The 25,522-nt window shown below is 72.3% G+C and carries 22 protein-coding genes; 8 read left to right on the top strand and 14 right to left on the bottom strand.

From position 1 onward, the window contains the following. Positions 1-14: 14 nt before the first annotated feature. Together ACSYGO_RS22185 and ACSYGO_RS22180 are read right to left on the bottom strand one after the other, a co-directional pair. Complete coding sequence (locus ACSYGO_RS22185) at positions 15-2,414, bottom strand: cation-translocating P-type ATPase (protein WP_432186134.1); 2,400 nt, start codon at positions 2,412-2,414, stop codon at positions 15-17. Positions 2,415-2,553: 139 nt separating this feature from the next. Next, entirely contained in the window at positions 2,554-2,853 is a 300-nt protein-coding gene (locus ACSYGO_RS22180; RefSeq protein WP_426677513.1) for a DUF2530 domain-containing protein, read from the bottom strand. Between the two features lie 316 nt (positions 2,854-3,169). On the opposite strand from ACSYGO_RS22180, the gene ACSYGO_RS22175 reads away from it, so the two are divergent. Continuing rightward, positions 3,170-4,621, top strand: a complete 1,452-nt coding sequence (locus ACSYGO_RS22175) for an NCS2 family permease (RefSeq protein ID WP_426677514.1) — start codon at positions 3,170-3,172, stop codon at positions 4,619-4,621. A 48-nt stretch (positions 4,622-4,669) separates the two neighbouring features. Here ACSYGO_RS22175 and ACSYGO_RS22170 read toward each other — a convergent pair whose 3' ends face one another. Continuing rightward, entirely contained in the window at positions 4,670-4,852 is a 183-nt protein-coding gene (locus ACSYGO_RS22170) for a hypothetical protein (protein ID WP_028802841.1), read from the bottom strand. A 144-nt stretch (positions 4,853-4,996) separates the two neighbouring features. Here ACSYGO_RS22170 and ACSYGO_RS22165 point away from each other — a divergent pair, with 144 nt between their 5' ends. The 3 genes from ACSYGO_RS22165 (at position 4,997) to thpR (ending at position 7,661) form a co-directional block, all read left to right on the top strand. Further along, positions 4,997-5,434 carry a MarR family winged helix-turn-helix transcriptional regulator gene (locus tag ACSYGO_RS22165; RefSeq protein WP_095935079.1) on the top strand — a complete coding sequence of 146 codons (438 nt, stop codon included), beginning with the start codon at positions 4,997-4,999 and terminating at the stop codon, positions 5,432-5,434. A gap of 96 nt (positions 5,435-5,530) precedes the next feature. Then, on the top strand, positions 5,531-7,006 hold the full coding sequence (locus ACSYGO_RS22160; RefSeq protein WP_426677515.1) for an MFS transporter: 1,476 nt from the start codon (positions 5,531-5,533) through the stop codon (positions 7,004-7,006). A gap of 64 nt (positions 7,007-7,070) precedes the next feature. After that, positions 7,071-7,661: an RNA 2',3'-cyclic phosphodiesterase gene (gene thpR, locus ACSYGO_RS22155; protein ID WP_460387365.1), complete on the top strand. Its 591-nt coding sequence runs from the start codon at positions 7,071-7,073 to the stop codon at positions 7,659-7,661. A 132-nt stretch (positions 7,662-7,793) separates the two neighbouring features. Here the strand turns inward: thpR and ACSYGO_RS22150 are convergent, their stop codons facing one another. The 3 genes from ACSYGO_RS22150 to ACSYGO_RS22140 form a co-directional block, all read right to left on the bottom strand. Next, the gene (locus tag ACSYGO_RS22150; protein WP_426677517.1) at positions 7,794-8,786 is read right to left on the bottom strand and encodes an aldo/keto reductase; all 993 of its coding nucleotides are present in this window, start codon (positions 8,784-8,786) and stop codon (positions 7,794-7,796) included. 58 nt (positions 8,787-8,844) lie between these two features. Next, positions 8,845-9,402, bottom strand: a complete 558-nt coding sequence (locus tag ACSYGO_RS22145) for a Uma2 family endonuclease (protein ID WP_460387363.1) — start codon at positions 9,400-9,402, stop codon at positions 8,845-8,847. 114 nt (positions 9,403-9,516) lie between these two features. After that, the gene (locus tag ACSYGO_RS22140; RefSeq protein ID WP_426677519.1) at positions 9,517-10,200 is read right to left on the bottom strand and encodes a GDSL-type esterase/lipase family protein; all 684 of its coding nucleotides are present in this window, start codon (positions 10,198-10,200) and stop codon (positions 9,517-9,519) included. A gap of 129 nt (positions 10,201-10,329) precedes the next feature. Between ACSYGO_RS22140 and ACSYGO_RS22135 the strand changes: the two genes are divergently transcribed. Both ACSYGO_RS22135 and ACSYGO_RS22130 read left to right on the top strand, forming a co-directional pair. Beyond that, positions 10,330-11,310, top strand: a complete 981-nt coding sequence (locus tag ACSYGO_RS22135) for a WD40 repeat domain-containing protein (protein WP_460387361.1) — start codon at positions 10,330-10,332, stop codon at positions 11,308-11,310. Between the two features lie 136 nt (positions 11,311-11,446). Beyond that, positions 11,447-12,934 (top strand): cellulase family glycosylhydrolase, encoded by a 1,488-nt coding sequence (locus ACSYGO_RS22130; RefSeq protein ID WP_460387359.1) that lies wholly within the window; start codon positions 11,447-11,449, stop codon positions 12,932-12,934. A gap of 149 nt (positions 12,935-13,083) precedes the next feature. Here ACSYGO_RS22130 and serC read toward each other — a convergent pair whose 3' ends face one another. The 7 genes from serC to ACSYGO_RS22095 all read right to left on the bottom strand — a co-directional run bounded on the left by serC (position 13,084) and on the right by ACSYGO_RS22095 (position 19,953). Beyond that, positions 13,084-14,202, bottom strand: coding sequence for a phosphoserine transaminase (serC, locus tag ACSYGO_RS22125; RefSeq protein ID WP_426677522.1), 1,119 nt, complete (start codon positions 14,200-14,202; stop codon positions 13,084-13,086). A gap of 138 nt (positions 14,203-14,340) precedes the next feature. Next, positions 14,341-15,561 (bottom strand): cytochrome P450 family protein, encoded by a 1,221-nt coding sequence (locus ACSYGO_RS22120; protein WP_095935070.1) that lies wholly within the window; start codon positions 15,559-15,561, stop codon positions 14,341-14,343. A gap of 101 nt (positions 15,562-15,662) precedes the next feature. Then, positions 15,663-16,871 carry a cytochrome P450 gene (locus ACSYGO_RS22115; protein ID WP_426677524.1) on the bottom strand — a complete coding sequence of 403 codons (1,209 nt, stop codon included), beginning with the start codon at positions 16,869-16,871 and terminating at the stop codon, positions 15,663-15,665. Next, positions 16,868-17,521: a GTP-binding protein gene (locus tag ACSYGO_RS22110; protein ID WP_426677525.1), complete on the bottom strand. Its 654-nt coding sequence runs from the start codon at positions 17,519-17,521 to the stop codon at positions 16,868-16,870. Before ACSYGO_RS22110 ends, ACSYGO_RS22115 begins: the two co-directional genes overlap by 4 nt. After that, positions 17,502-17,858 carry a DUF742 domain-containing protein gene (locus ACSYGO_RS22105; protein ID WP_028802893.1) on the bottom strand — a complete coding sequence of 119 codons (357 nt, stop codon included), beginning with the start codon at positions 17,856-17,858 and terminating at the stop codon, positions 17,502-17,504. Before ACSYGO_RS22105 ends, ACSYGO_RS22110 begins: the two co-directional genes overlap by 20 nt. Beyond that, positions 17,855-18,262 carry a roadblock/LC7 domain-containing protein gene (locus ACSYGO_RS22100; protein ID WP_028802828.1) on the bottom strand — a complete coding sequence of 136 codons (408 nt, stop codon included), beginning with the start codon at positions 18,260-18,262 and terminating at the stop codon, positions 17,855-17,857. Before ACSYGO_RS22100 ends, ACSYGO_RS22105 begins: the two co-directional genes overlap by 4 nt. Then, positions 18,259-19,953, bottom strand: coding sequence for a sensor histidine kinase (locus ACSYGO_RS22095; RefSeq protein ID WP_432172569.1), 1,695 nt, complete (start codon positions 19,951-19,953; stop codon positions 18,259-18,261). The genes ACSYGO_RS22100 and ACSYGO_RS22095 overlap by 4 nt, the downstream gene beginning before the upstream one ends. Before the next feature lie 204 nt (positions 19,954-20,157). Here ACSYGO_RS22095 and ACSYGO_RS22090 point away from each other — a divergent pair, with 204 nt between their 5' ends. Together ACSYGO_RS22090 and ACSYGO_RS22085 are read left to right on the top strand one after the other, a co-directional pair. Then, the gene (locus ACSYGO_RS22090) at positions 20,158-23,487 is read left to right on the top strand and encodes an FAD-binding and (Fe-S)-binding domain-containing protein (protein ID WP_460387355.1); all 3,330 of its coding nucleotides are present in this window, start codon (positions 20,158-20,160) and stop codon (positions 23,485-23,487) included. A 204-nt stretch (positions 23,488-23,691) separates the two neighbouring features. Further along, positions 23,692-24,687, top strand: a complete 996-nt coding sequence (locus tag ACSYGO_RS22085) for an EamA family transporter (protein WP_460389747.1) — start codon at positions 23,692-23,694, stop codon at positions 24,685-24,687. 25 nt (positions 24,688-24,712) lie between these two features. Here the strand turns inward: ACSYGO_RS22085 and ACSYGO_RS22080 are convergent, their stop codons facing one another. Next, positions 24,713-25,342, bottom strand: a complete 630-nt coding sequence (locus ACSYGO_RS22080; RefSeq protein WP_460387354.1) for a hypothetical protein — start codon at positions 25,340-25,342, stop codon at positions 24,713-24,715. Between the last annotated feature and the right edge of the window lie 180 nt (positions 25,343-25,522).

Genomic DNA, 25,522 nt, shown 5'->3' with positions numbered 1-25,522 from the left:
GACACGCATCCGGATCACGCGGGGAAGCGGCGGTCGACCCACTTCCACAGGAACTCCAGGGCGGCCGCCGCCACCACCGAGATGCCCACCGCGATCCAGGGCATCGTGGCGCCGACCAGTTTCAGCGCGAAGAAGTGCTGCAGCCCCGGCACCATGAGCACCAGCAGGAACGCCCCGCCCATCGCGGCGACGAGGCAGATCCGCCACCAGGTGTAGGGCCGGGCGATGATCGCGAGGACCCACATCGAGATCAGGAAGAGCGTCAGCGTCGCGGCGCTCGTCTCCGCGTCCAGCGAGCCCTCGCCCGTGTAGTAGTGGCGGGCCAGCAGATAGGTGACGAAGGTGGCCACCGCGGCGACCGTGCCGCCCGGGATCGAGTACCGCATCACCCGCCGCACGAAGTTGGGCCTGGCCCGCTCCTTGTTGGGGGCGAGCGCGAGGAAGAACGCCGGGACGCCGATGGTGAGCGTGGACAGCAGGGTCAGGTGGCGGGGCAGGAACGGGTACTCGACCTGCCAGCACACCACCAGCACGGCCAGCAGGACCGAGTAGACCGTCTTCACGAGGAAGAGGGTCGCCACCCTGGTGATGTTGCCGATGACCCGGCGGCCCTCGCCGACCACCGAGGGCAGCGTGGAGAAGCTGTTGTTGAGGAGGACGATCTGGGCGACGGCCCGGGTCGCCTCCGAGCCCGAGCCCATCGACACACCGATGTCGGCGTCCTTGAGCGCGAGGACGTCGTTCACGCCGTCGCCCGTCATCGCGACCGTGTGCCCGCGCGACTGGAGGGCGCCCACCATGTCCCGCTTCTGCTGCGGGGTGACGCGCCCGAACACCGTGCCTTTCTCCAGCGACTTCGCCATCTCCTCCTTCTCGTCGGGGAGGTGGCGTGCGTCGACGACCGAACCGGTCAGGCCGAGCTTTGCGGCCACCGCGCCCACCGACACCGCGTTGTCGCCGGAGATGACCTTGGCCCTGACGTCCTGCTCGGAGAAGTAGTGCAGGGTGTCCGCCGCGTCCGGGCGCAGCCGCTGCTCCAGGACGACCAGGGCGGTGGGCCGGGCGCCGGCCGTGACCTCCGGATCGTCGAGGTCCTTGGTGGCGCGGGCGAGCAGCAGCACCCGCAGCCCCGCCTCGTTGAGCCGCTCCGTCTCGTCGAGTGCCGGGTCCCCTTCGGGCAGCAGGACGTCGGGGGCTCCGAGGAGCCAGGTGCTGGACTCGCCGTTGCCCTCGCTGAAGGAGGCGCCGCTGTACTTGCGGGCCGAGGAGAAGGGCAGCGACTCGGTGCAGCGCCACTCCTCGCTGTCCGGGTAGGCGGCGATGACGGCCTGGAGGGAGGCGTTCGGCCGGGGGTCCGATTCGCCGAGCGCGCCGAGCGCCTTGCGCGCGTACGCCTCGTCGGCGTCCTGGAGGGTCCGCAGCTCGGTGACGTCCATGCCGCCCTCGGTGAGGGTGCCCGTCTTGTCGAGGCAGACGGTGTCGATGCGGGCGAGGCCCTCGATCGCGGGAAGCTCCTGCACGAGGCACTGTTTCCGGCCGAGCCGGATCACGCCGATGGCGAAGGCGACGGAGGTGAGCAGGACCAGGCCCTCGGGGACCATCGGGACGATGCCGCCGACGGTCCGCGCGACGGAGTCCTTGAAGCCGTGCTGCTTGACGACGAGCTGGCTGATGACGAGGCCGATCGCGGTCGGGATCATCATCCACGTCACGTACTTCAGGATCGTGGAGATGCCGCTGCGCAGTTCGGAGTGGACCAGGGTGAAGCGTGAGGCCTCTTCGGCGAGCTGGGCCGCGTAGGCCTCCCGGCCCACCTTCGTGGCGGTGAACGCGCCGCCGCCCGCGACGACGAAGCTGCCCGACATCACCTCGTCGCCGGGGTGCTTGACCACGGGGTCGGCCTCACCGGTGAGCAGCGACTCGTCGATCTCCAGGCCGTCGGCCTCGGCGCACGAGCCGTCGACGACGATCTTGTCGCCCGGCCCGATCTCGATCAGATCCCCGAGCACGATCTCCGACGTGCTGACCTCGGCGGCCACTCCGTCCCTGCGGACGGTGGGTTTCACCTCGCCGATCACCGCGAGCGAGTCCAGGGTCTTCTTGGCCCGCCACTCCTGGATGATGCCGATCCCGGTGTTGGCGATGATCACGTACCCGAACAGGCTGTCCTGGAAGGGAGCCACGACGAGCATGATCAGCCAGAGCGCACCGATGATCGCGTTGAACCGGGTGAAGACGTTGGCGCGGACGATCTCCGTGAGGGAGCGGCTGCTGCGCACGGGGACGTCGTTGACCTCGCCGCGGGCGACCCGCTCGGCCACTTCGGCGGCGGACAGCCCCTCCGCCCGCCCGGAGACGGGTATGGGCACCGGGTGAACGGGGTCGAGTTCGGCGCCCGCGTCGATGTGCGTCATGCATTCGACGGTACGTGCGGATATACGGCTTCACCCGCTGAGCGCACCAAAGATCCGACCAGGGGAGGACGGGGGAGCGGGCGTGTGATGCCGTGGGTGTAGGTGGGGATGCGGGCGGCGGCGCGGCGGAAGGCCGCCGTCACTCCGCGGCGGTGGCGCCCGGTGTCCCGGTCGTCGCGGCCGAGGCGCCCCGGCCGGCGGCGTCCCGCTTGATCGCGGCGTCGCGCTTGCGGACGTACCAGATGCCGATGAGCCCGAGGCCCGCGCCGGCCAGGCACGTCCACAGCCACCAGAGGTGTCCGTGGTCCTCGAACCAGCCGTAGAAGGGCAGCTGCACCAGGAAGAGGACGAACCAGAGGATCGTGCCGCCGGTGATGGTGGCGACGACGGGGCCCTCCAGGGGCTCCGGCGCCTCGTGCTTGGGGGTCCACTTCGCCATGTGCACAGCTTACGAGGCCGTGCCGCGGGCGTCGCCGGAGCCCGGGTGCGGCCTTGCGCGGCAACGGTCTACGCGCGGAGATAGCGATTTCGGACTCATATGTTCATACTGAAACGGTCTGAGTCTGGCTCTTTCTCTTCGTACGAAACACCAACAGAAGCCTCGAAGAAGCTGCTGGTGATCACTGGAGGGCCGGACTCGATCAGGTTCCCAGCCCGGCGCCTCCCCCCAGCTCTCGGCCCCTCCGAGCGCGGGATCCCCCGATCGCCCGGCGCCCGTAAAGGCCACCAAGGCCCCCGTCCTCATGAGGTCACGCATGTCCACCTCGGCCGTCACCAAGGCCCCCACCCCGGAGCAGCCGGAGCCCCGCCCCGCGCAGGGCGCCCTGGACCGCTACTTCAAGATCTCCGAGCGGGGCTCCAGCATCCCGCGCGAGATCCGCGGCGGTTTCGCCACCTTCTTCGCGATGGCCTACATCATCGTGCTGAACCCGATCATCCTGGGCAGCGCGAAGGACATGTACGGGAACCACCTGGACAACGGCCAGCTGGTCACCGCCACGGCTCTCACGGCGGCCTTCACGACGCTCCTCATGGGCGTCATCGGCAACGTCCCGATCGCGCTGGCGGCCGGGCTCGGCGTGAACACCGTCGTCGCCCTCCAGCTCGCCCCCCGGATGTCGTGGCCCGACGCCATGGGCATGGTGGTGCTGGCCGGCTTCGTGGTGATGCTGCTGGTCGCCACCGGCCTGCGCGAGCGCGTCATGAACGCCGTGCCGCTGGGGCTGCGCAAGGGCATCGCGATCGGCATCGGCCTGTTCATCATGCTGATCGGTCTGGTCGACTCCGGCTTCGTCTCGCGCATCCCGGACGCCGCCCAGACCACGGTCCCGCTCCAGCTCGGCGCCGACGGTCACCTCAACGGCTGGCCCGTCCTGGTCTTCATCCTCGGCACGCTGCTCACCCTCGCGCTGATCGTGCGCAAGGTGCCGGGCGCGATCCTGATCTCGATCGTCGCGATGACGGTCGTCGCGGTGATCATCAACTCCGTCGCGACGATCCCGTCCTGGGGGCTGACCACCCCGAAGTGGCCGGGCAACCCGCTCGCCACCCCGGACTTCGGCCTGGTCGGCAAGGTCAGCCTGTTCGGCGGCTTCGAGAAGGTCGGCGTGCTGACCGGCGTGCTCTTCGTCTTCACGGTCCTGCTGTCGTGCTTCTTCGACGCGATGGGCACGATCATGGGCATCAGCGACGAGGCCAAGCTGACCGACGCCCAGGGCAACATGCCCGGCATCAACAAGGTCCTCTTCGTCGACGGCATCGCGGTCGCCGCGGGCGGTGCCACCTCCTCCTCGGCCACGACCTGCTTCGTGGAGTCCACGGCGGGCGTCGGCGAGGGTGCGCGCACCGGCTTCGCGAACGTCGTCACGGGCGCGCTGTTCGCCGTGGCCCTGTTCCTGACGCCCGTCGCCACGATGGTCCCGTCCCAGGCCGCCACGCCCGCGCTCCTCGCGGTCGGCTTCCTGATCATGTCCGGCTCGGTCAAGGAGATCGACTGGGCGGACTACACGATCGCCATCCCGGCCTTCGTGACGATGCTGATGATGCCGTTCACCTACTCGATCACCAACGGCATCGGCATGGGCTTCATCACCTTCGTGGTGCTGCGCCTGGCCGCGGGCCGCGGCCGCGAGGTGCCGGTCGCGATGTACGTGGTCGCGGCGGTCTTCGCCTTCTACTACCTGATGCCGGCGCTGGGCCTGACGTAGGCGTCCGCCGTACGGGGCCCACCGGGCCGCGTACCGCCGTGCGGGGGCTCATGTGACCCCGTAGAACTTCTCCGTCTCCTCGACCGCGGTCTGGAACCGCTCGTCGAAGTCATCGCGAATGAGCGTCCGGACGACATAGTCCTGGACGCTCATTCCGCGTTTGGCGGCGTGATGCCGGAGCCGGTTGAGCAGCTCCCCGTCTATCCGCAGGCTGAGCACGCTGGTCCCCATGCCGTCGAGGGTCGCGGCAGCCGGGCGGGCGACGGGTCACTTTCCGCAGCGGGCTCACTCATATGAGTGATGTCGTGATTCAGTGGCGCGGTTCACGGGCACCCCGGTGGTCCTTAGCGAGAGTAATGAGTTACGCTAAAGAACATGCCTGACCTCACCCATGGCGACGACGAAGCCGCCGTGAACGCCTTGCGCTCCGCAGTGATGCGCCTGTCGCGTCGACTCAAGCACCAGCGGGTCGACGAGTCGCTGAGCCCCACCGAGATGTCGGTGCTCGGCACCCTCGCCCGCTGTGGCACCGCCACGCCCGGCGAGCTCGCCCGCAAGGAGCACGTGCAGCCGCCCTCGATGACCCGCATCGTGGCGCTGCTCGAAGCGAAGGGGCTGGTCAGGCTGGAGCCGCACCCCGAGGACCGGCGCCAGAAGGTCGTGACGCAGACCGACAAGGCGGAGACCATGCTCGAAGAGAGCCGCCGCAAGCGGAACGCGTTCCTGGCCGGGCTGGTCGAGTCCCTCGACGAGGACGAGTGGGCCAAGCTCCGCGAGGCCGCCCCCGTGCTGGAAAAGCTCGCGCACCTGTGACCATCCGCGGCCCTCCTCCGGGAGGGCCGCTCCCGAGAGACCGCCGACGCCCTCCTGTGACGCCGACGTCCACGAATGCCGAGGAGGCGAGCCCTTTTGAGTACGGGATCCGGAGCAGACTCCGCCCCCGCACCAGCCACCCACGACTCCCCGTCCACCCCCCACGACGACGCGTCGGGCCCCCTGGACCCGGCCGCCGCGCAGAACCCGGCCGGCCCGAAGAACCCGCCCGCCGAGCAGCGCCCGTCCGGCGCCCGGCGCCCCTCCGGATCCTCCCGATCCTCCATGTTCAGCTCGCTCAGGATCCGCAACTACCGGCTCTTCTTCCTGGGCCAGGTCGTCTCCAACACCGGCACCTGGATGCAGCGCATCGCCCAGGACTGGCTGGTGCTCAGTCTGACCGGCTCGTCCGCCGCGGTCGGCATCACCACCGCCCTGCAGTTCCTGCCGATGCTGCTGTTCGGGCTGTACGGCGGTGTCCTCGTCGACCGGCTGCCCAAGCGCCCGACGCTCCTCGCCACCCAGACCGCCATGGGCCTCACCGGCCTCGCGCTGGCCTTCCTGACCCTCTCCGGTCACGTCCAGGTCTGGCACGTCTACCTCGCGGCCTTCGCCGTCGGTCTCGCCACGGTCGTCGACAACCCGGCCCGGCAGTCCTTCGTCTCCGAGATGGTCGGCCCGGGCCAGCTCCAGAACGCGGTCAGCCTGAACTCGGCGAACTTCCAGTCGGCCCGCCTGGTCGGCCCCGCCGTCGCGGGCCTGCTGATCACCGGGGTCGGCACGGGCTGGGCGTTCCTCTTCAACGGCCTGTCGTTCGTGGCGCCCATCGCCGGCCTGCTGCTGATGCGGGCTCGCGAACTGCACGTCGTCGAGCGCGCGCCGCGCGGCAAGGGCCAGCTCCGCGAGGGGCTGAACTACGTCGCCAGCCGCCCCGAGCTGATCTGGCCGATCGTCCTCGTCGGCTTCATCGGCACCTTCGGCTTCAACTTCCCGGTGTGGCTCTCGGCGTACGCGGACGACGTCTTCCACGCGGGCGCCGGCGCGTACAGCCTGTTCAACACGCTGATGGCGATCGGCTCGCTGGCCGGAGCGCTGCTCGCCGCCCGCCGCGGCACCGCCCGGCTGCGCGTCCTGATCGCGGCGGCCATCGGCTTCGGAGCCCTGGAGGTGGTCGCGGCGACGGTGCCGTCGCTGTGGCTCTTCGCGCTCCTCATGATCCCGATCGGCATCTTCGGCCTCACCGTGAACGTCACCGCGAACACCTCGGTCCAGATGGCCACCGACCCCGCCATGCGCGGCCGGGTCATGGCGCTGTTCATGATGGTCTTCATGGGCGGCTCACCGCTCGGCGCGCCGCTGGTCGGCTGGGTCACCGACGCCTACGGCCCGCGCGTCGGGTTCGCCCTCGGCGGCCTGGTGTCGGTGGCGGCCGCGACCACGATCGGGCTGATCCTGGCCCGGATCGGCGGCCTGCGCCTCGACCTCGGCTGGCACCACGGCCACCCCCGGGTCCGCTTCGTGCCGAAGGAGCGCACGGAGCAGCGCGAGGAACAACTGGCCACGGCGGCCTGACGCCGCCTCCGTCGCCCTTCCGGGGAGGGTCGCCCGATGATCCGTTCCCTGGGAGGGTGACGCCATGAGACTTTTTGCGGCGGTCCTGCCTCCGGAGCATGTGATCCGCGAACTCGCCGTCGAAGTGGACGAGTTGGAGCGGATGGCCGGGGCGGGCGCCCTGCGCTGGACGGGCCGGCCCGGCTGGCACTTCACCCTCTCGTTCTACGGCGAGGTGGCCGAGGAGACCGTCCCCGACCTGTCGGAGCGGCTGGCGCGGGCGGCCCGCCGCACCGGCCCCTTCCCGCTGTCCCTGCACGGCGGCGGCCACTTCGGCGGGCGCGCCCTGTGGGTGGGTGTGGCGGGCGACCTGCGGACCATGCGGCTGCTGGCCGACCGGTCGGAGGCGGCCGCGCGCAGGTCGGGCATCTCCATGGACGAGCACCGCGCCTACCACCCGCACCTGACGGTGGCCCGCAGCCGCACCTCCGCACGCTTCGCGCCGTACGTCACCGCCCTGGACGGCTTCGCCGGGCGGGAGTGGACGGTGGGTGAGCTGTGTCTCGTCCGCAGCAATCTGCCGACGTCGGGAGTGCCCGGTGAGCAGCCACGCTACGAGACCGTGGCGAGCTGGCGGCTGGGGGTGGGCGACGGGGCCGGGGACGAGGCCGGTTAACCTCGAATGCGTGGACCCGAAGACCCGTAACCGGATCATGGCCGGTGTGCTCGTGCTGATGTTCGTCGTGGTGGCGCTGTCGGCGGCGGTCAGGTAGCCGACCGCCGCCGCGCGCCGCCGTGCCCTCGCGGGCTACCAGGCGAACGCCTCCGGGGACGGCCCCGGCCCCGGGAAGATCTCGTCGAGCGAGGCGAGGACCTCCTCCGACAGTTCCAGCTCGACGGCGCGCAGCGCCGACTCCAGCTGCTCCGCGGTGCGCGGGCCGACGATGGGGCCCGTGACGCCGGGCCGGGTCAGCAGCCATGCCAGCGCCGCCTCGCCGGGCTCCAGGCCGTGCTTGTCGAGCAGATCCTCGTACGCCTGGATCTGCGCGCGCACGCTGGTGTTGGCGAGGGCGTCGGCGGACCGGCCGCTCGCCCGGCGGCCGCCCTCGACCTCCTTCTTGATCACACCGCCCAGCAGGCCGCCGTGCAGCGGCGACCAGGGGATGACCCCGAGCCCGTACTCCTGCGCGGCCGGGATGACCTCCATCTCGGCGCGTCGCTCGGCCAGGTTGTAGAGGCACTGCTCGCTGACGAGGCCGATCGTGCCGCCGCGCCGGGCGGCGGTCTCGTTGGCCTGGGCGATCTTGTATCCGGGGAAGTTGCTGGACCCGGCGTAGAGGATCTTGCCCTGCTGGACCAGCACGTCGATCGCCTGCCAGATCTCCTCGAAGGGAGTGGAGCGGTCGATGTGGTGGAACTGGTAGACGTCGATGTAGTCGGTCTGCAGGCGCTTGAGGCTGGCGTCGACCGCGCGCCGGATGTTGAGCGCGGAGAGCTTGTCGTGGTTGGGCCACACCTCGCCGTCGGCGGCCATGTTCCCGTACACCTTGGTGGCGAGGACGACCTTGTCGCGGCGGTCGCCGCCACGGGCGAACCAGTTCCCGATGATCTCCTCGGTACGGCCCTTGTTCTCGCCCCAGCCGTACACGTTCGCCGTGTCGAAGTAGTTGATCCCCGCGTCCAGCGCCGCGTCCATGATGGCGTGGCTCGCGGTCTCGTCGGTCTGCGGACCGAAGTTCATGGTGCCGAGGACGAGGCGGCTGACCTTGAGTCCCGTGCGTCCGAGCTGCGTGTACTTCATGACCGCCAAGCCAACGGCGTGGAGTGCGCTCTAGGCAAGGGCAGCCCGGCGAAAGGCCCTAGTCGCGCGGGAACTCACCGGTCCTGAGGGTGAGTCCGACGAGGGTGTTCGTCATGTCGACGTCCCCGCCGAAGGCGACGGTCGTCTCGGTGAGGTAGTCGCCGGCCTTGGGCTGGGTGAACAGATGGCACTTGCCCTGGTAGGGGTCGGCGACGAGGTAGACGGGCACCTCGGCGTCCGCGTACGCCGTCCTCTTGGGTCCGTAGTCGTTGGCCGCCGTCCCTTTGGAGACGACCTCGGCCACGAACTCGACGTCCCGGCAGCTCCACAGGCCTTTGGAGTCCTTCTCGGCCGCTTCCGACACGAGGGTCACGTCGGTGGCGAACCCGTTCAGGTGGCCCGGGTAGTCGATGCGCACGTCGGACTTCAAGCGCCTGCGCGGGTACTTGGTGCGCAGTTGCTCGACGATGTCCGCGGTGACGTCCCAGTGGGTGTCCCGCTGCGGCGACATGAAGACGGTCCCCTCGACGATGTCGACCTTGTATCCCTCGGGGGTGGTCCGCTCGAGCGACTCGAACAGGGCGTCCAGCGTCAGCTCGCCGTTGTCGTCGGCCATCTCGATCCTGTCTTCGAGGACGGTCGTCGTGGCGCTCCTCCCCGGCCGGGTGCCGGTCGAGCGCCGCCGCGCGGTTCAACGAACGCACGGTGACCGGGATGCGCCCGGAATCGGTCAGGCGGTTTCCGCCAGGTAGGGGGAGCCCAGGTCCCAGGCCTGGTGCATGGCCTCCGCGAAGGCCTCGGCGATCTTGTGCTCGCCGCTCGCGTTCGGGTGCGTGCCGTCGTAGGTGTCGAGGTGGATGTCGTACGAGGCGGGCGGCGAGGCCAGCAGGAGTGGCGAGCGGGGTTCGTCGAGGTCGGCGACGGCCTTGGCGAGGAGTTCGTTGAAGGCGGCGACGTCGGCGGCGAAGGGCGCGTCGGACTCGGCGCGGACGTTCGGGATGACCGGGAGCAGGGCCATGCGTATGCGGGGGTTGGCGGCGCGGGCCTCGGCGACGAAGGCACGGGCGTTGGCGGCCGTCTGCGCCGCGTTCGTGTAGAAGCCCAGGTCGATCAGGCCCAGCGACACCAGCAGCACGTCGGCCCGGTGCGCACGGACCGCCTCGCGGATCACGGGGGCCATGTGCTGCCAGCCCTCGCCCCAGCCGGCCAGGTGGGCGCGGGGGAAGTCCGGGTCCGCGTACTCGTACGAGTCGGGGGAGCCCGTCGCCTTGTCGTAGAGCGTTTCGCGCGGGCCGACGAGCTGGAACGGGCCCCCGTACGTCGCGCGCAGATGCTGCCACATTCGGTAACGCCATGTGTGTTCGCCCGCGCTACCGATCGTCATGGAGTCGCCGACGGGCATGAACCTGAGCATCCGCTCATCATGGACGATCGACGGGGCCGCCACGGGTCGTGCGGGTGTGAGGCTGGACACGCCGTCCCGGACGCCCGGCGGTGGTGCCGACGGCCCTGAACCGCCCCCCGGGATGGCAGGCTTGGGACCATGCGCCGATCGCTTCCGTTCCTCGCCGGAGCCGCCCTCGTCGTCGTGCTGTCGGCGCCGGCCGTCGCCGACAGCGGTGGCGACGACGGGTTCACGATCAAGGACCCCCGGATCACCGAGTCCAGCGGCCTCGCCGCCTCGCACCTGCACTCGGGCGTCTACTGGACCCACAACGACAGCGACGACGGGGCGTACCTGTACGCGGTCGACAGCAGGACGGGACGGACCGTCGCCACCGTCACCATGACGGGGGTCGGCGCTCCCCGGGACGTCGAGGCGATCTCCATCGGGCCCGACGGCGACCTCTACGTCGGCGACATCGGCGACAACCTCGGCGGCAAGTGGGACCACGTGTGGATCTACCGGCTGCCCGAGCCGAAGGTGCTGAAGGACCAGACGGTCCGCGCCACGCAGTACGTCGTGAAGTACGCGGACGGGCCCCGCAACGCGGAGGCGCTGATGGTGCATCCGAAGACCGGGCGGGTCTACATCGTCGACAAGAACGAGGACGGCGGTCACCTCTACGAGGGCCCCTCCCGGCTCTCCGCGTCCGGCACGAACGTCTTCCGGCCCGTCGCCCCCGTCGACCTGTGGGCCACCGACGCCGCCTTCTCGCCCGACGGCCGGCAGCTCGCCGTACGCGGCTACTTCGGCGGGATCGCGTACGAGTGGAACGGCGGGAAGATCAAGCGTGAGGGCCGGCTGAACGTCCCCCTCCAGGGGCAGGGCGAGTCGGTCACGTACAGCCCGGACGGTTCGAAGCTCATGTACGGCAGCGAGGGCGCGGACAGCGCCGTGCAGCCGGAGGACGCGCCCGGCTCCGCCGGGTCCGATGCCAAGTCCCCGTCGAACGGCGGAGGTTCGTCCACCGACGGGGGTGACGGCGGCGGTTTGAGCGGCGGCTTCAAGGTCGGCGCCCTCGCGGTCGCGGCGGCCTGCGCGGTGCTCTTCGGGTTCAGGCGGCTGCTGCGACGCAGCTGAGCGGCCCGGCGGATCGCCGCCGCCGCCGCATCTATTGACGTGTTCATGGTCTATCCGTTCCATGGAGGGTGCGCGGTGCATGGGAGCGCTCCCATCCTGTTCCGGGGCCGCGCCTCCCCCGAGAGGAACCATCCCTATGTTCCGCAGCCTGCGAAGAGCGCTGTGCGCTGTGACGGCCGCACTGCTGTTACCGCTGGCGGGTGCGCAGACCGCCCGCGCGGCGGACCCCGGCGCCGGGTACTGGCACACCGGCGGCCGGCAGATCCTCGACTCCGCCGACCGGCCCGTCCGGATCGCCGGGATCAACTGGTTCGGCTTCGAGACCGGCAACCACGTCGTCCACGGCCTCTGGTCGCGCGACTACAAGAGCATGATCGACCAGATGAAGTCGCTGGGCTACAACACCATCCGGCTCCCCTACAGCGACGACCTGTTCAAGGGCACCGTGCCCGACAGCATCGACTTCTCCGGCGGCAAGAACACCGACCTCCAGGGGCTCGACTCCCTCCAGGTCATGGACAGGATCGTGACGTACGCCGGCCGGGACGGCCTCAAGGTGATCCTCGACCGGCACCGGCCCGACTCGGGAGGGCAGTCCGCCCTCTGGTACACCCCGACCGTCCCCGAGTCGACGTGGATCGCCGACCTCAAGGCGCTGGCGGCGCGTTACGCGGGCCAGGACACCGTCATCGGGATCGACCTGCACAACGAGCCGCACGACCCGGCCTGCTGGGGCTGCGGCGACACGGCCGTCGACTGGCGGCTGGCCGCACAGCGGGCCGGGAACGCGGTCCTGTCCGTCAACTCACGGCTGCTGGTCTTCGTGGAGGGCGTGCAGACGTACAACGGCGTCTCGGGCTGGTGGGGCGGCAACCTGATGGGGGCCGGGCAGTATCCGGTCCAGCTGGACGTGGCGGACCGGGTCGTCTACTCCGCCCACGACTACGCCACCAGCGTGGCCCAGCAGAGCTGGTTCAGCGATCCGTCCTTCCCGGCCAACATGCCCGGGGTGTGGGACAAGTACTGGGGCTACCTCTTCAAGCAGGACATCGCGCCCGTGTGGGTCGGCGAGTTCGGTACGACGCTCCAGTCGCCGGTGGACCAGAAGTGGCTGGCGGCGCTCGTCTCCTACCTGCGGCCGACCGGCACCTACGGCGCCGACAGCATCTCCTGGACCTTCTGGTCGTGGAACCCCAACTCCGGTGACACGGGCGGCATCCTCAAGGACGACTGGACGACCGTGGACACCGTGAAGGACGGCTACCTCGCGAGCGTCAAGGCACCGGGATTCCCGTCGACCGGGGACGGCGGCGGTGGCGGCACGGCCGCCTGTGCCGCCGTCTACACGGTCAGCAGTGACTGGGGCAGCGGCTTCAACGCCGACGTCGAGGTGACCAACACCGGCACCACCGCCCTCACGTCCTGGAAGGTGACCTGGACATGGAGCGGCGGCCGGCAGGTCACCAGCATGTGGAACGCCACGTACACGCAGAGCGGGGCCACCGTGAGTGCCGTCAACGCGGCGCACAACGGGGCCGTCCCGGTGGGCGGTTCGGCGGGCTTCGGCTTCGGCGGCGCGCCGGGAGGCGGTGGCACGCCCACGGTCACGTGCACGGCGACCTGAAGGCACGGTGGCACCGGTCCGCGGACCCGGGGCACGTCGGCGTGACCGGCGCGACGTCGTGACGGGCGCGACCTCATGACCGCGGACGCAAAGGAGCCCGGCGCGGTCGACCGCGCCGGGCTCCCCGTCGGCTCACGGGCGGGAAGCGGTCAGAGCTTCTCGATGACGTAGTCGACGCACTTCGTCAGCGCCTCGACGTCCGCCGGGTCGATCGCCGGGAACATCGCGATGCGCAGCTGGTTGCGGCCGAGCTTGCGGTAGGGCTCGGTGTCGACGATGCCGTTGGCACGCAGGGCCTTGGCGACGGCGGCGGCGTCGATCTCGTCGGCGAAGTCGATCGTGCCGATGACCTGGGACCGCTTGGCCGCGTCGGTGACGAACGGCGTCGCATACTTGGACTCCTCGGCCCAGCCGTACAGGCGGGTCGACGAGTCCTTGGTGCGGGCCGTGGACCAGGCGAGACCGCCCTGGCCGTTGATCCACTCCAGCTGCTCGTTGAGCAGGAAGAGCGTGGCGAGGGCCGGGGTGTTGTACGTCTGGTTCTTGCGGGAGTTGTCGATCGCCGTGGGCAGCGAGAAGAACTCCGGGACGTGACGGCCGGACGCGTGGATCCGCTCGGCGCGCTCGATCGCGGCCGGGGAGAAGACGCCGATCCACAGGCCGCCGTCGGAGGCGAAGGACTTCTGCGGGGCGAAGTAGTAGACGTCCGTCTCGGCGATGTCGACCGGGAGGCCGCCGGCGCCGGAGGTGGCGTCCACCAGGACGAGGGAGCCCTCGTCGGCGCCCGCGACCCGCTTGACGGGGGCGGCGACACCGGTGGAGGTCTCGTTGTGGGTGAAGGCGTACACGTCGACGCCCGCCTCGGCCTGCGGCTCCGGGTGGGTGCCCGGGTCGCTCGCGATGACGGTCGGCTCGGCCAGCCAGGGCGCGAGCTTGGCGGCCTTGGCGAACTTCGAGCTGAACTCGCCGAAGTTGAGGTGCTGCGACTTGTTCTCGATCAGACCGTGGGTCGCGACGTCCCAGAACGCGGTGGAGCCGCCGTTGCCGAGGACGACCTCGTACCCGTCGGGCAGGGAGAACAGCTCGCGCACGCCTTCGCGCACCTTGCCGACCAGGTTCTTGACCGGGGCCTGGCGGTGGGACGTGCCGAGCAGGGAGCTGCCGGTCGCGGCCAGCGCGTCCAGCGCCTCCGTACGCACCTTGGAGGGGCCCGCGCCGAATCGTCCGTCGGCGGGCTTGATGTCAGCGGGGATCTGGATATCAGCCACGAGCCGGAGCGTATCCCCTCGGAGAAACCGGACGGAAACGTGTCCGTTCGATGAGACGACCCCGTCGGCCCGCGGACTTGTGAGGACCTACGAGAGGTCCCGGCCCCGCACGGTCGTGCGGGGCCGGGACCACGGGGCCTACGGGTTCAGCCGCACCGGCAGCTCGAACAGGTCGTTCTGGGTGACCACCGGCTTGTTGCGCAGGTCGGCGGCGGGGACGGCGAGGTCGAGGGACGGGAAACGGGCGTACAGGGCGGGCAGGGCGACGCCCGCCTCCAGACGGGACAGGGCCGCTCCGGGGCACACGTGCGGGCCGTGGCCGAAGGAGATGTGCCGGTTCTGGACCGTGCGGGTGATGTCGAAGTCGCCCGCCGTCGGACCGTGGGCCTGCTCGTCGCGGCCGAGAGCGCCGTAGGAGACGATCAGCGCGTCCCCGGCGGGGATGACCTTGTCGCCGACCGGGACGTCCTCCGTCGCGAAGCGGATCAGGACGTGGGAGGTCGGGGTGGACCAGCGGAGCGTCTCCTCGACGACCGCCGACCAGTCGGCCTCACCCGAGAGGACGAGGGCGCGCTGCTCCGGGTGGGTGGAGAGGTTGACCACCGCGTTGACGATCAGCGAGATCGTCGTCTCGTGGCCGGCCGCGACCATCAGCTGGAGCGTGGAGACGATCTCCTCGTCGGTGAGGTGGTCGCCGTCCTCGGAGGCGAGGATCAGCGCCGAGGTGAGGTCGTCGCCCGGCTCGGCGCGCTTCGCGGCGACCGTCTCCGCCATGATCCCGGCCAGCTCGGTGAGCGTGGCGATGACCTCCGCGGGCGGGGTCTGCGTCGAGAAGAACTTCTCGAAGAGCTCCTTCAGACGCGGCAGCCGGTCCTCCGCGATGCCCATGAGGTCGGCCACGACGTACATCGGCAGCGGGTAGGCGAAGTCGGCCTTGAGGTCGACGACCTCGCCCTCCAGGCCGTCGAGCAGCCCTTCGGTCAGCTTGGTGATCCGCTCCCGCATCTGCTCCACGCGGCGCGGGGTGAGGGCCTGCGCGACCAGCGTGCGCATCCGCCGGTGGTCGGCGCCGTCCACGGTGAGCATCGAACGGCCCGGGTTGGCGAGCCCGATCAGCGGCCAGTCCGGGGCGATCTCGCCGCGCTGCCAAGCGCCCCAGACATTGATGTCCTTCACCAGCCGGGGATCGGTCAGCAGCTTCTTGGCCTCGGCGTGGTGCGTGACCGCCCACACCGGTACGCCGCCGGGCAGTTCGACGGCGGCGAGCGGGCCCGCGGCGCGCAGCGCGGCGCTCTCGGCCTCCAGGTCGGTGACGAAGGGGTCCAGGGCTATGCGGGTCTCTTCGGTGCCGGTGGTCATGCGGGGGTGCCTCCAGGGGCGGGGTGGGATGCGGTGTGTGCCCGGGGACAGCCCCCGGACCCCGGCCGGAGGGAGCAGGTCGGCCGGGTGCGCGCGAGGTGTCAGCGCGCGGGTACGGGGGTGAACGTCACCGGCAGCCGGGTCAGGCCCCGCAGCCATGGGGAGGGGCGCCTGGTCAGCGACTCGGCGGGTACGGCCAGGTCGATGTCCGGCAGCCGGTCCAGCACGACCTCGATGCCGGTCCGCGCGATGACCTCGGCGACCTCCTGAGCCGGGAATGGGCAGCGGTGCTCGCCGTGGCCGAAGGAGAAGTGGGCGCTGTTGCCGCCGGTGAGGGCGGAGCCGTCGGTGCGGACCTGGGGGTCGGCGTTGGCGCCCTGGAGGCCGAGCAGCAGCAGGTCGCCGGCGCGGACCCGGCGCCCGCCGAGCTGGGTGTCGCGGGAGGTCCAGCGGCCCGCCACGTTCTGGGTCGGGGTGTCCTCCCACAGGACCTCGTTCATGGCCTCGCCGACGCTGTGCCGGCCGCCGAACAGGGAGGCGGCGAAACGTTCGTCCGTGAGCATCAGGCGCAGCGAGTTGCCGATCCAGTCGGCGGTCGGCTGGTGGCCCGCGGCCATCATGACCATGAGGTCCTGGACGATCTCCTCGTCCGTGAAGCCGGACGGGTCGGCGAGCATGCGGGAGACGACGTCGTCCGCGGGCTCTTCCTTCCGGTCGGCCACCAGCCGCGCCATGGACGTGGCCAGGTGCTGCTGTCCGGCGAGTGCGCCCTCACGTCCGTTGACCATGTCGTTGAGGGCGGTGACGAGGCCGGGGCCCTGTTCGTCGGAGAAGCCGTAGAGGCGCGCGAGGACGCGTACGGGCAGCAGGGCCGCGTAGTCCTCGACGATGTCGGTCTCGCCCTTCGTGCACACCGCGTCGATGAGCTCGTCGGCGAACTTCTCCGCGTGGCTGCGCAGTTCGAAGGCGTCGACGGCTTCGAGCGCGTTGCTGATCATCGCGGCGCGCTCGCGGTGTCGCTCGCCGACGGTGTACAGGATGGAGGGCTGCCTGCGGCCGATCATCGGGAGCAGCGGCCAGTCGTCGGGGATGCGGTCCCACTGGTTCCACAGCTCGGAGTCCCGGCTGAACAGCTGCGGGTCGCCGGTGACCTGGTGCAGCTCGCGGTAGCCCAGCACCAGCCAGGCCGGGATGTCGCCGTCGAGCACGACGGGTACGACCGCGCCGTGGTCGCGCCGCATCTCCCGGTACAGCTCGGCCGGTTCGGTCTGGAACCGGGGGCCGCTGAGCGGCACGGGGGCAGGGGTCACAGCGCCGGCTCCGGTGAGTTCGGGGCGCCTTGCGCGGCGGCGCCGTGAGGGGCGTACAGGGAGGCGAGGTGCTCGACCAGGGTGATCAGCACCCGCTTGGCGGACTCCCGGGAGCGGGCGTCGCAGTCGATCAGCGGCACGTGCGGGTCGAGGTCGAGCGCCTCGCGGATCTGCGCGGGGGTGTGCGTGGGCCCGCCGAAGTCGTTGCAGGCCACGATGAACGGGGTGCCGTGGTGCTCCAGCCGGTCGATGGCGTACCAGGAGTCGTCGATGCGCCGGGTGTCGACGAGGACGACCGCGCCGAGCGTGCCGGAGAACAGCCGGTCCCAGAGGAACCAGAAGCGCTCCTGCCCGGGCGCGCCGAACAGGTACAGCACGTTGTGGGTGTCCAGGGTGATGCGGCCGAAGTCGAAGGCGACGGTGGTGGCCGACTTGCCGCGCACCTCGCTGATGTCGTCCACGGCGGCACCGGCCTGCGTCATCGTCTCCTCGGTGTTGAGGGGACGGATCTCGCTGACGGAACGGACCAGGGTCGTCTTGCCGACGCCGAAGCCGCCGACGATCACGATCTTCAGACCGTTGTCGGCCGACGCCTGAAGGGGCGTACGGGCGCTCGCGGGCGCGAGGCCGTCAGAGATTACGGAGTCCAACGAGCACCTGCTCCAGGATGTCGGGATCGGGGAGACCTGAGGGGACCGCCGCGTGCGGATGGCGGGCGCTGACCCGGCCCGCGGCGAGCAGGTCGGCGAGCAGGATCCGGGTGATGGACACCGGCAGCCGCAGCTCGGCGGCGATCTCGACGACCGCCGTCGGCCGCTCGCACAGCCGCAGGATCGCGGCGTGCTCGGACTGCATGCCCGCCACCGGGTCGCACTCGGCGACCACCAGGGTCACGAGGTCGAAGGGTGTGTCGGGCCCGGACCGGCTGCGCCCTCCCGTGAGGGTGTACAGCCGGTCGGGCGCGTCGTCCCTGCCCGGCCGGCTCATGACGTACGGGGCTGCGCGCTCAGGTGTTCGCCGAGTTGCTCCACGAGTTCGCTCATGTTGTGCCCGACCAGACCCGCGTCGGCGTCCTCGGCGGTGACCACGGCGAGGTGTGCGCCGTCGCCCGCCTCCACGATGAACAGGACCCCGCCGTAGAACTCGGCCATCGCCGAGCGCACGCCGCCGCTGCCGTCGCCGAACTCGACGGACGCCCCGTGGGACAGCGACTGGATGCCGGCGGCGATCGCGGCGAGCTGGTCGGCCTGGTCGACCGAGAGCTCGGGGGTGCGGCACAGCTTCAGGCCGTCGCGGGAGAGCACGAGCGCGTGCCGCGCGCCCGGGGTGCGCTCAAGGAGGCCCTCGATGAGCCAGGAGAGCTTCTCGTCGGCGGTGGTGGTGCCGGTCATGGGGTGGTGTCGCCTTCCGGGTGCGCGTGCGGGGTCGAGTGAGTGCTGGGGGACGCCGTCGGCGCGACCGTCTCGTCGCGTGCGGCGTTCTCGGGCCCGTCGGGCGGTACGTCGGCCGCGGGGTCCTCCTGCCGCGCGGCCGCCGCGGCGCCTGCCGCCGCGCCGCGCACCGCCTCGCGGAAGCTGCCGAAGCGGGCGACGGCCCGCGCCTTGGCCTCGTCGGGCGTACGGGGCTTCGGCTCGGCGGCCGGGGGCGTGGCGTGCGAGCGGCTGCGCTCGGCATGCGCGAGGGTCCGGCCGCGGCGGCGCTTGGGCAGGCCGCCGGTCGACGGGGCCGCCGCTTCGTGCCGGGGCGAGTCGTGGGTGGGGACCGGGTCCGGATCGAGGTCCTCGACGGCGCGGGCGGCGGCGTACGACACCTCGGCGGGCGCGGTGACGGCGGGGCGCGGCGCCGGCGCGGGGTCGGCGGGCAGCGGTGCGGACGGCTGGGTCAGCAGGTCCTGGGGGATGAGCACCAGGACGCCGGTGCCGCCGCGCGCGGAGGGCCGGAAGGACACCGTCAGGCCGTGCTTGCGGGCGAGCCGGCCGACCACGGCGAGGCCGAGCCGGGTGCCGGTGAGGCCGCCGAGCTCGGCGACGTCGCCGGACACGGCGCGTTCGGCGCGGCGCAGCTGGACGTCGCCCATGACCAGGCCGCTGTCCTCGACGGAGACGATGACGCCGGCCGGGACCTCCTCGACGTACACGTGGACCTCGGCGGTCGGCGGCGAGAAGTTCGCCGCGTTGTCGAGGAGTTCGGCGAGCGCGTGCATCACGCCCTCGGCGGCGTGGCCGGCGACGGCGGCCTCGCTGGCGGAGTGCACGCGCACCCGCTGGTAGCCGCTGATGCGGCCCATCGCGCCGCGCAGGATCGACTCCATGACGATCGGGCGGGCCCAGCGGCGGCCGGAGCGCGCGCCGGTGAGGACGGCGACCGAGTCGGCGAGCCGGCCCGCCTGCGCGGTGCGGTGGTCGAGGTGGAGGAGGTCGGCGAGGACGTCCTCGTCGGAGTGCCTCTCCTCCATGCCGCGCAGGTCGGCGAGCATGCCGGTGGCCAGCGCCTGCATGCGGCCCGCCGCGTTGGCGGTCGCCGAGATCGCGGCGGCCCGGTCGCCCGAGGCCTGCCGGGCGCGCTGCGCCAGCCGTGCGTTCTCCTCGGTGAGCCGGGCCCGTTCACCGGTGAGCCGGGCCTGCTCGTCGGCCAGTTGCTGTCGCTCCGCGGCGAACTGCTCGGCGAGTTGCTCGCGTTCGGACGCGAACTCCTCGGTCAGCCGGCTGCGTTCGCGGGCGGCGGCCTCGGCGAGCCGGGTCCGCTCGCGGGCGGCGTCGTCGGCGAGCCGGGCCCGTTCCTGGTTGAACTCCTCGGTGAGCCGGGCCCTTTCCTGGAGGAGCCGTCCGGCGTCCTCGGTCACGGTGCCGAGGCGGCGGCGCGCCCGTTTCGCGCTCTGCACGGCGTGCGCGGCCACCGCGACGGCCGCGCAGAGCAGGACCGCGGCGGCGCCCGTGCCCCAGGCGAGCGGTGCGCGCGCCGAGTCGGGCGCGAGGGCGACCGCGCAGACCACCGCGAGGGCGGCCGGGACGGCGGTGATCAGCGGAGCGGGCGCGACGGCGCGGATGGTGGGCCGGTCGCCGTGGGGGAGAGGCGGGGTCATCAATCGGTCCTCGGTGGTCTGGGGCGAGAACGTGTCCTCGGTCGTGTCCTGGGCGAGAAGCGACACCCGGTGCTCAACTTGCGGTCACTATATGAGAGTTCGTGATCGCATTGGGAAGGTTCTGGAAGCGGTTTCAGGATCCGGGCGCAAAACGGGATGCGCGGAGCCCCGGCGGCACCGACGCACGGCGGCATCCTGGGAGGCATGACGGATCTCGGGAAGCAGGGGACACCGGTACCGGCCACCGACGCCCGGGCACTGCGGGAAGGGCTGCGCCGGGCGGTCCGCGGCGAGGTCGACTTCGGTACCACCGCGCGGGCGCTGACCACCATGGACGCGTCCAACTACCGCCGCGTCCCGCTCGGCGTCGTGTCCCCGCGCGACGCCGACGACGTGGCGGCGGCGCTCGCCGTCTGCCGCGCGCACGGCGTGCCCGTCGTGGCCCGCGGCGGTGGCACGTCGATCGCCGGGCAGGCGACGGGCACCGGCGTGGTCCTCGACTTCACCCGGCACATGAACGCGATCGTCTCGCTCGACCCGGACTCCCGGACCGCCGTGGTCCAGCCCGGCGTCGTCCTCGACCGCCTCCAGGAGGCCGCCGCCCCGCACGGCCTGCGCTTCGGCCCCGACCCGTCGACCCACGGCCGCTGCACGCTCGGCGGAATGATCGGCAACAACGCGTGCGGATCGCACTCGGTGGCCTGGGGCACGACCGCGGACAGTGTGCGGGACCTGTCGGTGGTCACCGCGCGGGGCGCGCGCCTGAGGCTCGGCCGGGACTGGGCGGGCGCGCCGGACGGGCTCCGGGACCTGGTGGACGGTGAACTCGCGCGTCTGCGCACCGGCTTCCCGGACCTGCCGCGCCGCATCTCCGGTTACGCGCTCGACGCCCTCCTGCCGGAGCGCGGCGCGGACGTCGCCCGTGCCTTCTGCGGCTCCGAGGGCACCTGGGGGGTGCTGACGGAAGCGGTCGTACGGCTCGTGGAGGACCCGCCCGCGCGGGCGCTGGCCGTGCTCGCCTACCCGGACGAGAGCGCGGCCGCCCAGGCGGCGGCCGGGCTGCTGCCGCACGGGCCGCTGACCGTGGAGGGGATGGCCGCCGATCTGGTGCCGGCCGGGGCCGGGCTGCCGCGCGGCGGGGCCTGGCTGTTCGTGGAGACGGGCGGGGAGTCCGGCGGCGAGGCCCGCGCGCGTGCGGACGCGATCGTGCGGGCCGCCGACGTGACGGACGCCCTCGTGGTCACCGACCCGGCCGGGCAGCGCGCCCTGTGGCGTATCCGCGAGGACGCCAGCGGCACCGCGACCCGGATGCCGGACGGCAGCGAGGCCTGGCCCGGCTGGGAGGACTGCGCGGTGCCGCCCGCCCGGCTCGGGGCGTACCTGCGCGACTTCCGCGCCCTGCTGACGGCGTACGGCCTGCGCGGCACGCCGTACGGGCACTTCGGCGACGGCTGCATCCATGTGCGCATCGACTTCGACCTCGTCAGCACGGCGGGGGTGGCCCGCTTCCGGAGCTTCTCGCAGGACCTGGCCGAGGTGGTCGTCTCGCACGGCGGTTCCCTCTCCGGCGAGCACGGCGACGGTCAGGCGCGGGCGGAGCTGCTGCCCCGGATGTACGGCGCCGGCATGGTCGGCCTCTTCGAGCGGGCGAAGGACCTGTGGGACCCGGACGGCCTGCTCAACCCCGGCATGCTCGTACGGCCGCACCGCCTCGACGAGAACCTGCGGTTCGCGGTGCTGCCGGGCCGGCCCGTTGACGTGGAGTTCGGGTATCAGGCCGACGGCGGGGACTTCTCGGCGGCGGTGCGCCGCTGTGTGGGCGTCGCCAAATGCCGTACGACCGGGGCGTCGGCGACCGGCGTCATGTGCCCCTCCTTCCGGGCGACCGGCGAGGAGGAGCACTCGACGCGCGGGCGCGCCCGGCTGCTGCACGAGATGCTCGCGGGCGAGGTCGTGACCGACGGATGGCGTTCCACGGAGGTCCGTGACGCGCTGGACCTGTGCCTGTCCTGCAAGGGCTGCCGGTCGGACTGCCCGGTCGGCGTCGACATGGCCACGTACAAGGCGGAGTTCCTCCACCACCACTACGCAGGGCGCCGCCGGCCCGCCGCGCACTACGCGATGGGCCGGCTGCCCGTGTGGCTCGCCGCGGTGTCCCGTACGCGTACCGCTCGGCTGGTCAACGGCCTCGCCTCCGTACGCCCGTTGGCCGCCGTCGCCAAGCGGCTGGCCGGGATCGCGCCCGAGCGGGAGATCCCGCGGCTCGCGGCGGAGACGTTCAGCCGCTGGTGGACACGCCGGTTCCGGGACCGGGTGAAGGCGTTCGTGCGCGCGCGGCGGCGGCCGGGGGCGCGACCGGCCTTCCCGGGGTTCGGCGGCACCGTCGTGGTGCTCTGGCCGGACACCTTCACCGAGCATCTGTCGCCGTCCGTGGGGCGGGCGGCCGTCCGGGTCCTGGAGGCGGCCGGGCTGACCGTCCTGCTGCCACCGACGAAGCGGATGACTCCCGGTCCCGCCGGGAGCCGCCGGCCGCGACGGCCGGACGCGAGCGGTCGGACCGGGGGGCTGGGGGCCGGGGAGCCCGGCGGGAGCGACTGGACCGGAGGGTCGGGAACCGCTGAGTCCGGCGGGGGCGACCGGATCGGGTCGGGGACCGGGGAGCCCGGCGGGGGCGACCGGTTCGGAGGGTCGGGGACCGGGGAGCCCGACGGCAGCGGAGGCCGGCCGCGGACCGGGCGCTCCGACGGGAGCGGAGACGGGCTCCGGACCCGTCGGGGGCCGGTCGGCGACGGGGTGACGCGCGGGCCGGCCGTCCTCTCGCTGCTCCTCGCGCGCCGCCGCAGCCGCGTCTGCTGCGGGCTGACGTACGTCTCCACCGGACAGCTCGACCGGGCCCGTGCCGTGATGCGCCGCTCGCTCGACCTGATGGAGCCGTACCTGGAGGCGGAGGGCATCCCGGTCGTCGTCCTGGAGCCCAGCTGCGCCGCCGCCCTGCGCACCGACCTCCCGGAGCTGCTGCACGACGACCCCCGCGCGGCGCGGCTCGCGGCGGCGGTGGTGACGTTCGCCGAGGCACTGGAGCGCCACGCCCCGGACTGGACCCCGCCCCGGCTGGACCGCCCGGTCGCCGGCCAGACCCACTGCCACCAGCACGCGGTGCTCGGCGACGCCGCCGAACGCCGGCTGCGCGAGGCGGCCGGGCTGACCGGCACCCTCGCGGGCGGCTGCTGCGGTCTGGCCGGCAACTTCGGTTTCGAGAAGGGCCACTACGAGGTGTCCAGGACCTGCGCGGAGGAACAGCTCCTTCCGGCGGTGCGCGCGGCCACCGACGACACGCTGCTCCTCGCGGACGGCTTCTCCTGCCGCACCCAGCTGGCACAACTGGCGGACAGCCGGGCACAGCACCTCGCCGAGGCACTGGCGGACGCACTGCCCGAGCCCGGCGGAGACCCCGCGGCCGGCGCCTTTCCTCCAGACCTGGGCGGCCCGGGGGCCGACGCGGGTCGCCCGGGTCGCGACCCGGGCCACCCGTGACCCGACGCGAGCCGTCCCGGAGCAGACGGCGGCCAGGGTGCCGGCAGGCGCGGCCCACGGCCCGGCGCGGGGGCCCGGCGGGCGTCGCCGTCCGCACCGTGGGACAGTTCCGTCATGGGTTCACACGCCTGACCAAGTCCATTACTCTGGACTGACAAGTGCAGCATGATGAACGAATCCCGCGTCGATCCCCTGGAAGGTCCCGTGAACACCCCCAGCGCCGTCCCGTCCTCCCCGGCCTCGGTCGCCCCCGCGATGGCTCCCGCCCCCGCGCCGGGTGTGCCCACGGCGGGCGGACCGGGCCGACGGGGCGCTCTCGGGCCCGTGGGGCTGGTCCTCGCCGGCGGCATCTCCGTGCAGTTCGGCGGCGCCCTCGCGGTGAGTCTGATGCCGCGGGCGGGCGCGCTCGGCGTGGTGACCCTGCGGCTGCTGGTGGCGGCGGTCGTGCTGCTTGCGGTCTGCCGCCCCAGGGTGCGCGGGCACTCGCGCGCCGACTGGGGCACCGTCGTCGTCTTCGGCCTGACGATGGCCGCGATGAACGGCCTCTTCTACCAGGCGGTCGACCGGATCCCGCTGGGCCCCGCCGTCACGCTCGAAGTGCTCGGCCCCCTCGCGCTCTCCGTGCTCGCCTCCCGGCGCGCCGTGAACCTGGTCTGGGCCGGCCTCGCGCTCGGCGGTGTCTTCCTGCTCGGCGGCGGAGGGTTCAGCAGCCTCGACCCGGCCGGTGTGGCCTTCGCGCTCGGCGCCGGCGCCATGTGGGCGGCGTACATCGTCTTCAGTGCCCGTACGGGCAGGCGCTTCCCCCAGGCCGACGGGCTCGCCCTCGCCATGGTGGTCGCGGCGGTGGCCTTCCTGCCGCTGGGGATCGCCGAGTCCGGTTCGAAACTCCTCGTCCCCACCACGGTGGCGCTGGGCGCGGCGGTGGCCGTCCTCTCCTCGGTCCTGCCCTACACCCTCGAACTCCTCGCCCTGCGGCGGCTGCCCGCCTCCACCTTCGCCATCCTCATGAGCCTCGAACCGGCCGTCGCCGCCACCGCGGGCTTCCTCGTCCTCGGTCAGGCCCTGTCGGTCACCCAGGCCCTGGCGATCGCCCTGGTCATCGCGGCGAGCATGGGGGCGGTACGGACGCAGGTGGGCCGCGGGAGGGTCAAGGGGCTGGAGCAGGAGCCGCTGCCGGCGGCCGGGGGATCCGCGGGCTGATCGTCCCGCCGCGCGGCGCGCAGGTTCAGCTCGTGCGCCGCGAAGGACCCGGGCGGCCGTACGGCCGCTCGTGCTCGCCGAACCACAGGTGCGGCGCCCGCGCATGGGCCGACGCGGCCAGTTCGCGTCCCCAGCGGCGGCCGGAGTACGTCGGGATCCCGATCCGGTAGCGGCGCTCGGGCAGTCCGGGGCGCAGCGGCTCGTCCCGCACGACGAGCGGCCGGAGCACGGGGTCGTCGGCGTCGACGTCGCCGTACGGGCACAGTTCGAGGCTCATGACCTTCCGGCCCGCCCGGGCGCTGCCCTTGTGCGCCCAATGGAGCCCGACGCCGGCGAGCGACTGCCACGGCACCGCCGCGTAGCGCTCGGGACCGTGCCACCACCACACGCCGTACGCGTCGAAGGCGAGCAGTGTCCGGCGCCCCGCCCACAGCGCGTAGGACATCAGCGCCCCCAGCCCGCCCCAGAACAGCAGCCACAGCACGGCGAAGACCCACCGTCCGGCGCCCGCCCCGTCCTGCGCCGCGGTGACGGCCAGGGGGAGCGGGGCGAGGCACAGGGCGATCAGCGTGCCGGGCAGTCCGGTCCGCAGCCGCCGCATGCCGAAGCGGTGGACGGTGGCGTCGGGACCGGGACGGGAGGGGGCGGGAAGCATGGCGGCAGAGCCTATCCGGGTGACCTGACCACGACAAACTCCCCTTCATGCCGGATTTCCGCGCGCCCTCCGGCCGTCCGCCCGCCGTGGCCCCGAGAATTAATGCAAGCATGCTTGCTTGTTTCTTTGGTCGCTGACATGCTCCGGGGCACACAACGTCGTGCCCCGAGGGAGCGCATC

The organism is Streptomyces krungchingensis, assembly GCF_054729265.1.
Note: the sequence above shows the minus strand (reverse complement) of the source record. Positions and strands in the feature narration are given on the sequence as shown.

Bases quoted from the DNA above. Each gene is read 5' to 3' on its own strand.
- ACSYGO_RS22185 (WP_432186134.1), bottom strand. From the start codon at position 2,414: ATGACGCACATCGACGCGGGCGCCGAACTCGACCCCGTTCACCCGGTG.
- ACSYGO_RS22180 (WP_426677513.1), bottom strand. From the start codon at position 2,853: ATGGCGAAGTGGACCCCCAAGCACGAGGCGCCGGAGCCCCTGGAGGGC.
- ACSYGO_RS22175 (WP_426677514.1), top strand. From the start codon at position 3,170: ATGTCCACCTCGGCCGTCACCAAGGCCCCCACCCCGGAGCAGCCGGAG.
- ACSYGO_RS22170 (WP_028802841.1), bottom strand. From the start codon at position 4,852: ATGGGGACCAGCGTGCTCAGCCTGCGGATAGACGGGGAGCTGCTCAAC.
- ACSYGO_RS22165 (WP_095935079.1), top strand. From the start codon at position 4,997: ATGCCTGACCTCACCCATGGCGACGACGAAGCCGCCGTGAACGCCTTG.
- thpR (WP_460387365.1), top strand. From the start codon at position 7,071: ATGAGACTTTTTGCGGCGGTCCTGCCTCCGGAGCATGTGATCCGCGAA.
- ACSYGO_RS22150 (WP_426677517.1), bottom strand. From the start codon at position 8,786: ATGAAGTACACGCAGCTCGGACGCACGGGACTCAAGGTCAGCCGCCTC.
- ACSYGO_RS22145 (WP_460387363.1), bottom strand. From the start codon at position 9,402: ATGGCCGACGACAACGGCGAGCTGACGCTGGACGCCCTGTTCGAGTCG.
- ACSYGO_RS22140 (WP_426677519.1), bottom strand. From the start codon at position 10,200: ATGCTCAGGTTCATGCCCGTCGGCGACTCCATGACGATCGGTAGCGCG.
- ACSYGO_RS22135 (WP_460387361.1), top strand. From the start codon at position 10,330: ATGCGCCGATCGCTTCCGTTCCTCGCCGGAGCCGCCCTCGTCGTCGTG.
- ACSYGO_RS22130 (WP_460387359.1), top strand. From the start codon at position 11,447: ATGTTCCGCAGCCTGCGAAGAGCGCTGTGCGCTGTGACGGCCGCACTG.
- ACSYGO_RS22120 (WP_095935070.1), bottom strand. From the start codon at position 15,561: ATGACCACCGGCACCGAAGAGACCCGCATAGCCCTGGACCCCTTCGTC.
- ACSYGO_RS22105 (WP_028802893.1), bottom strand. From the start codon at position 17,858: ATGAGCCGGCCGGGCAGGGACGACGCGCCCGACCGGCTGTACACCCTC.
- ACSYGO_RS22100 (WP_028802828.1), bottom strand. From the start codon at position 18,262: ATGACCGGCACCACCACCGCCGACGAGAAGCTCTCCTGGCTCATCGAG.
- ACSYGO_RS22095 (WP_432172569.1), bottom strand. From the start codon at position 19,953: ATGACCCCGCCTCTCCCCCACGGCGACCGGCCCACCATCCGCGCCGTC.
- ACSYGO_RS22090 (WP_460387355.1), top strand. From the start codon at position 20,158: ATGACGGATCTCGGGAAGCAGGGGACACCGGTACCGGCCACCGACGCC.
- ACSYGO_RS22080 (WP_460387354.1), bottom strand. From the start codon at position 25,342: ATGCTTCCCGCCCCCTCCCGTCCCGGTCCCGACGCCACCGTCCACCGC.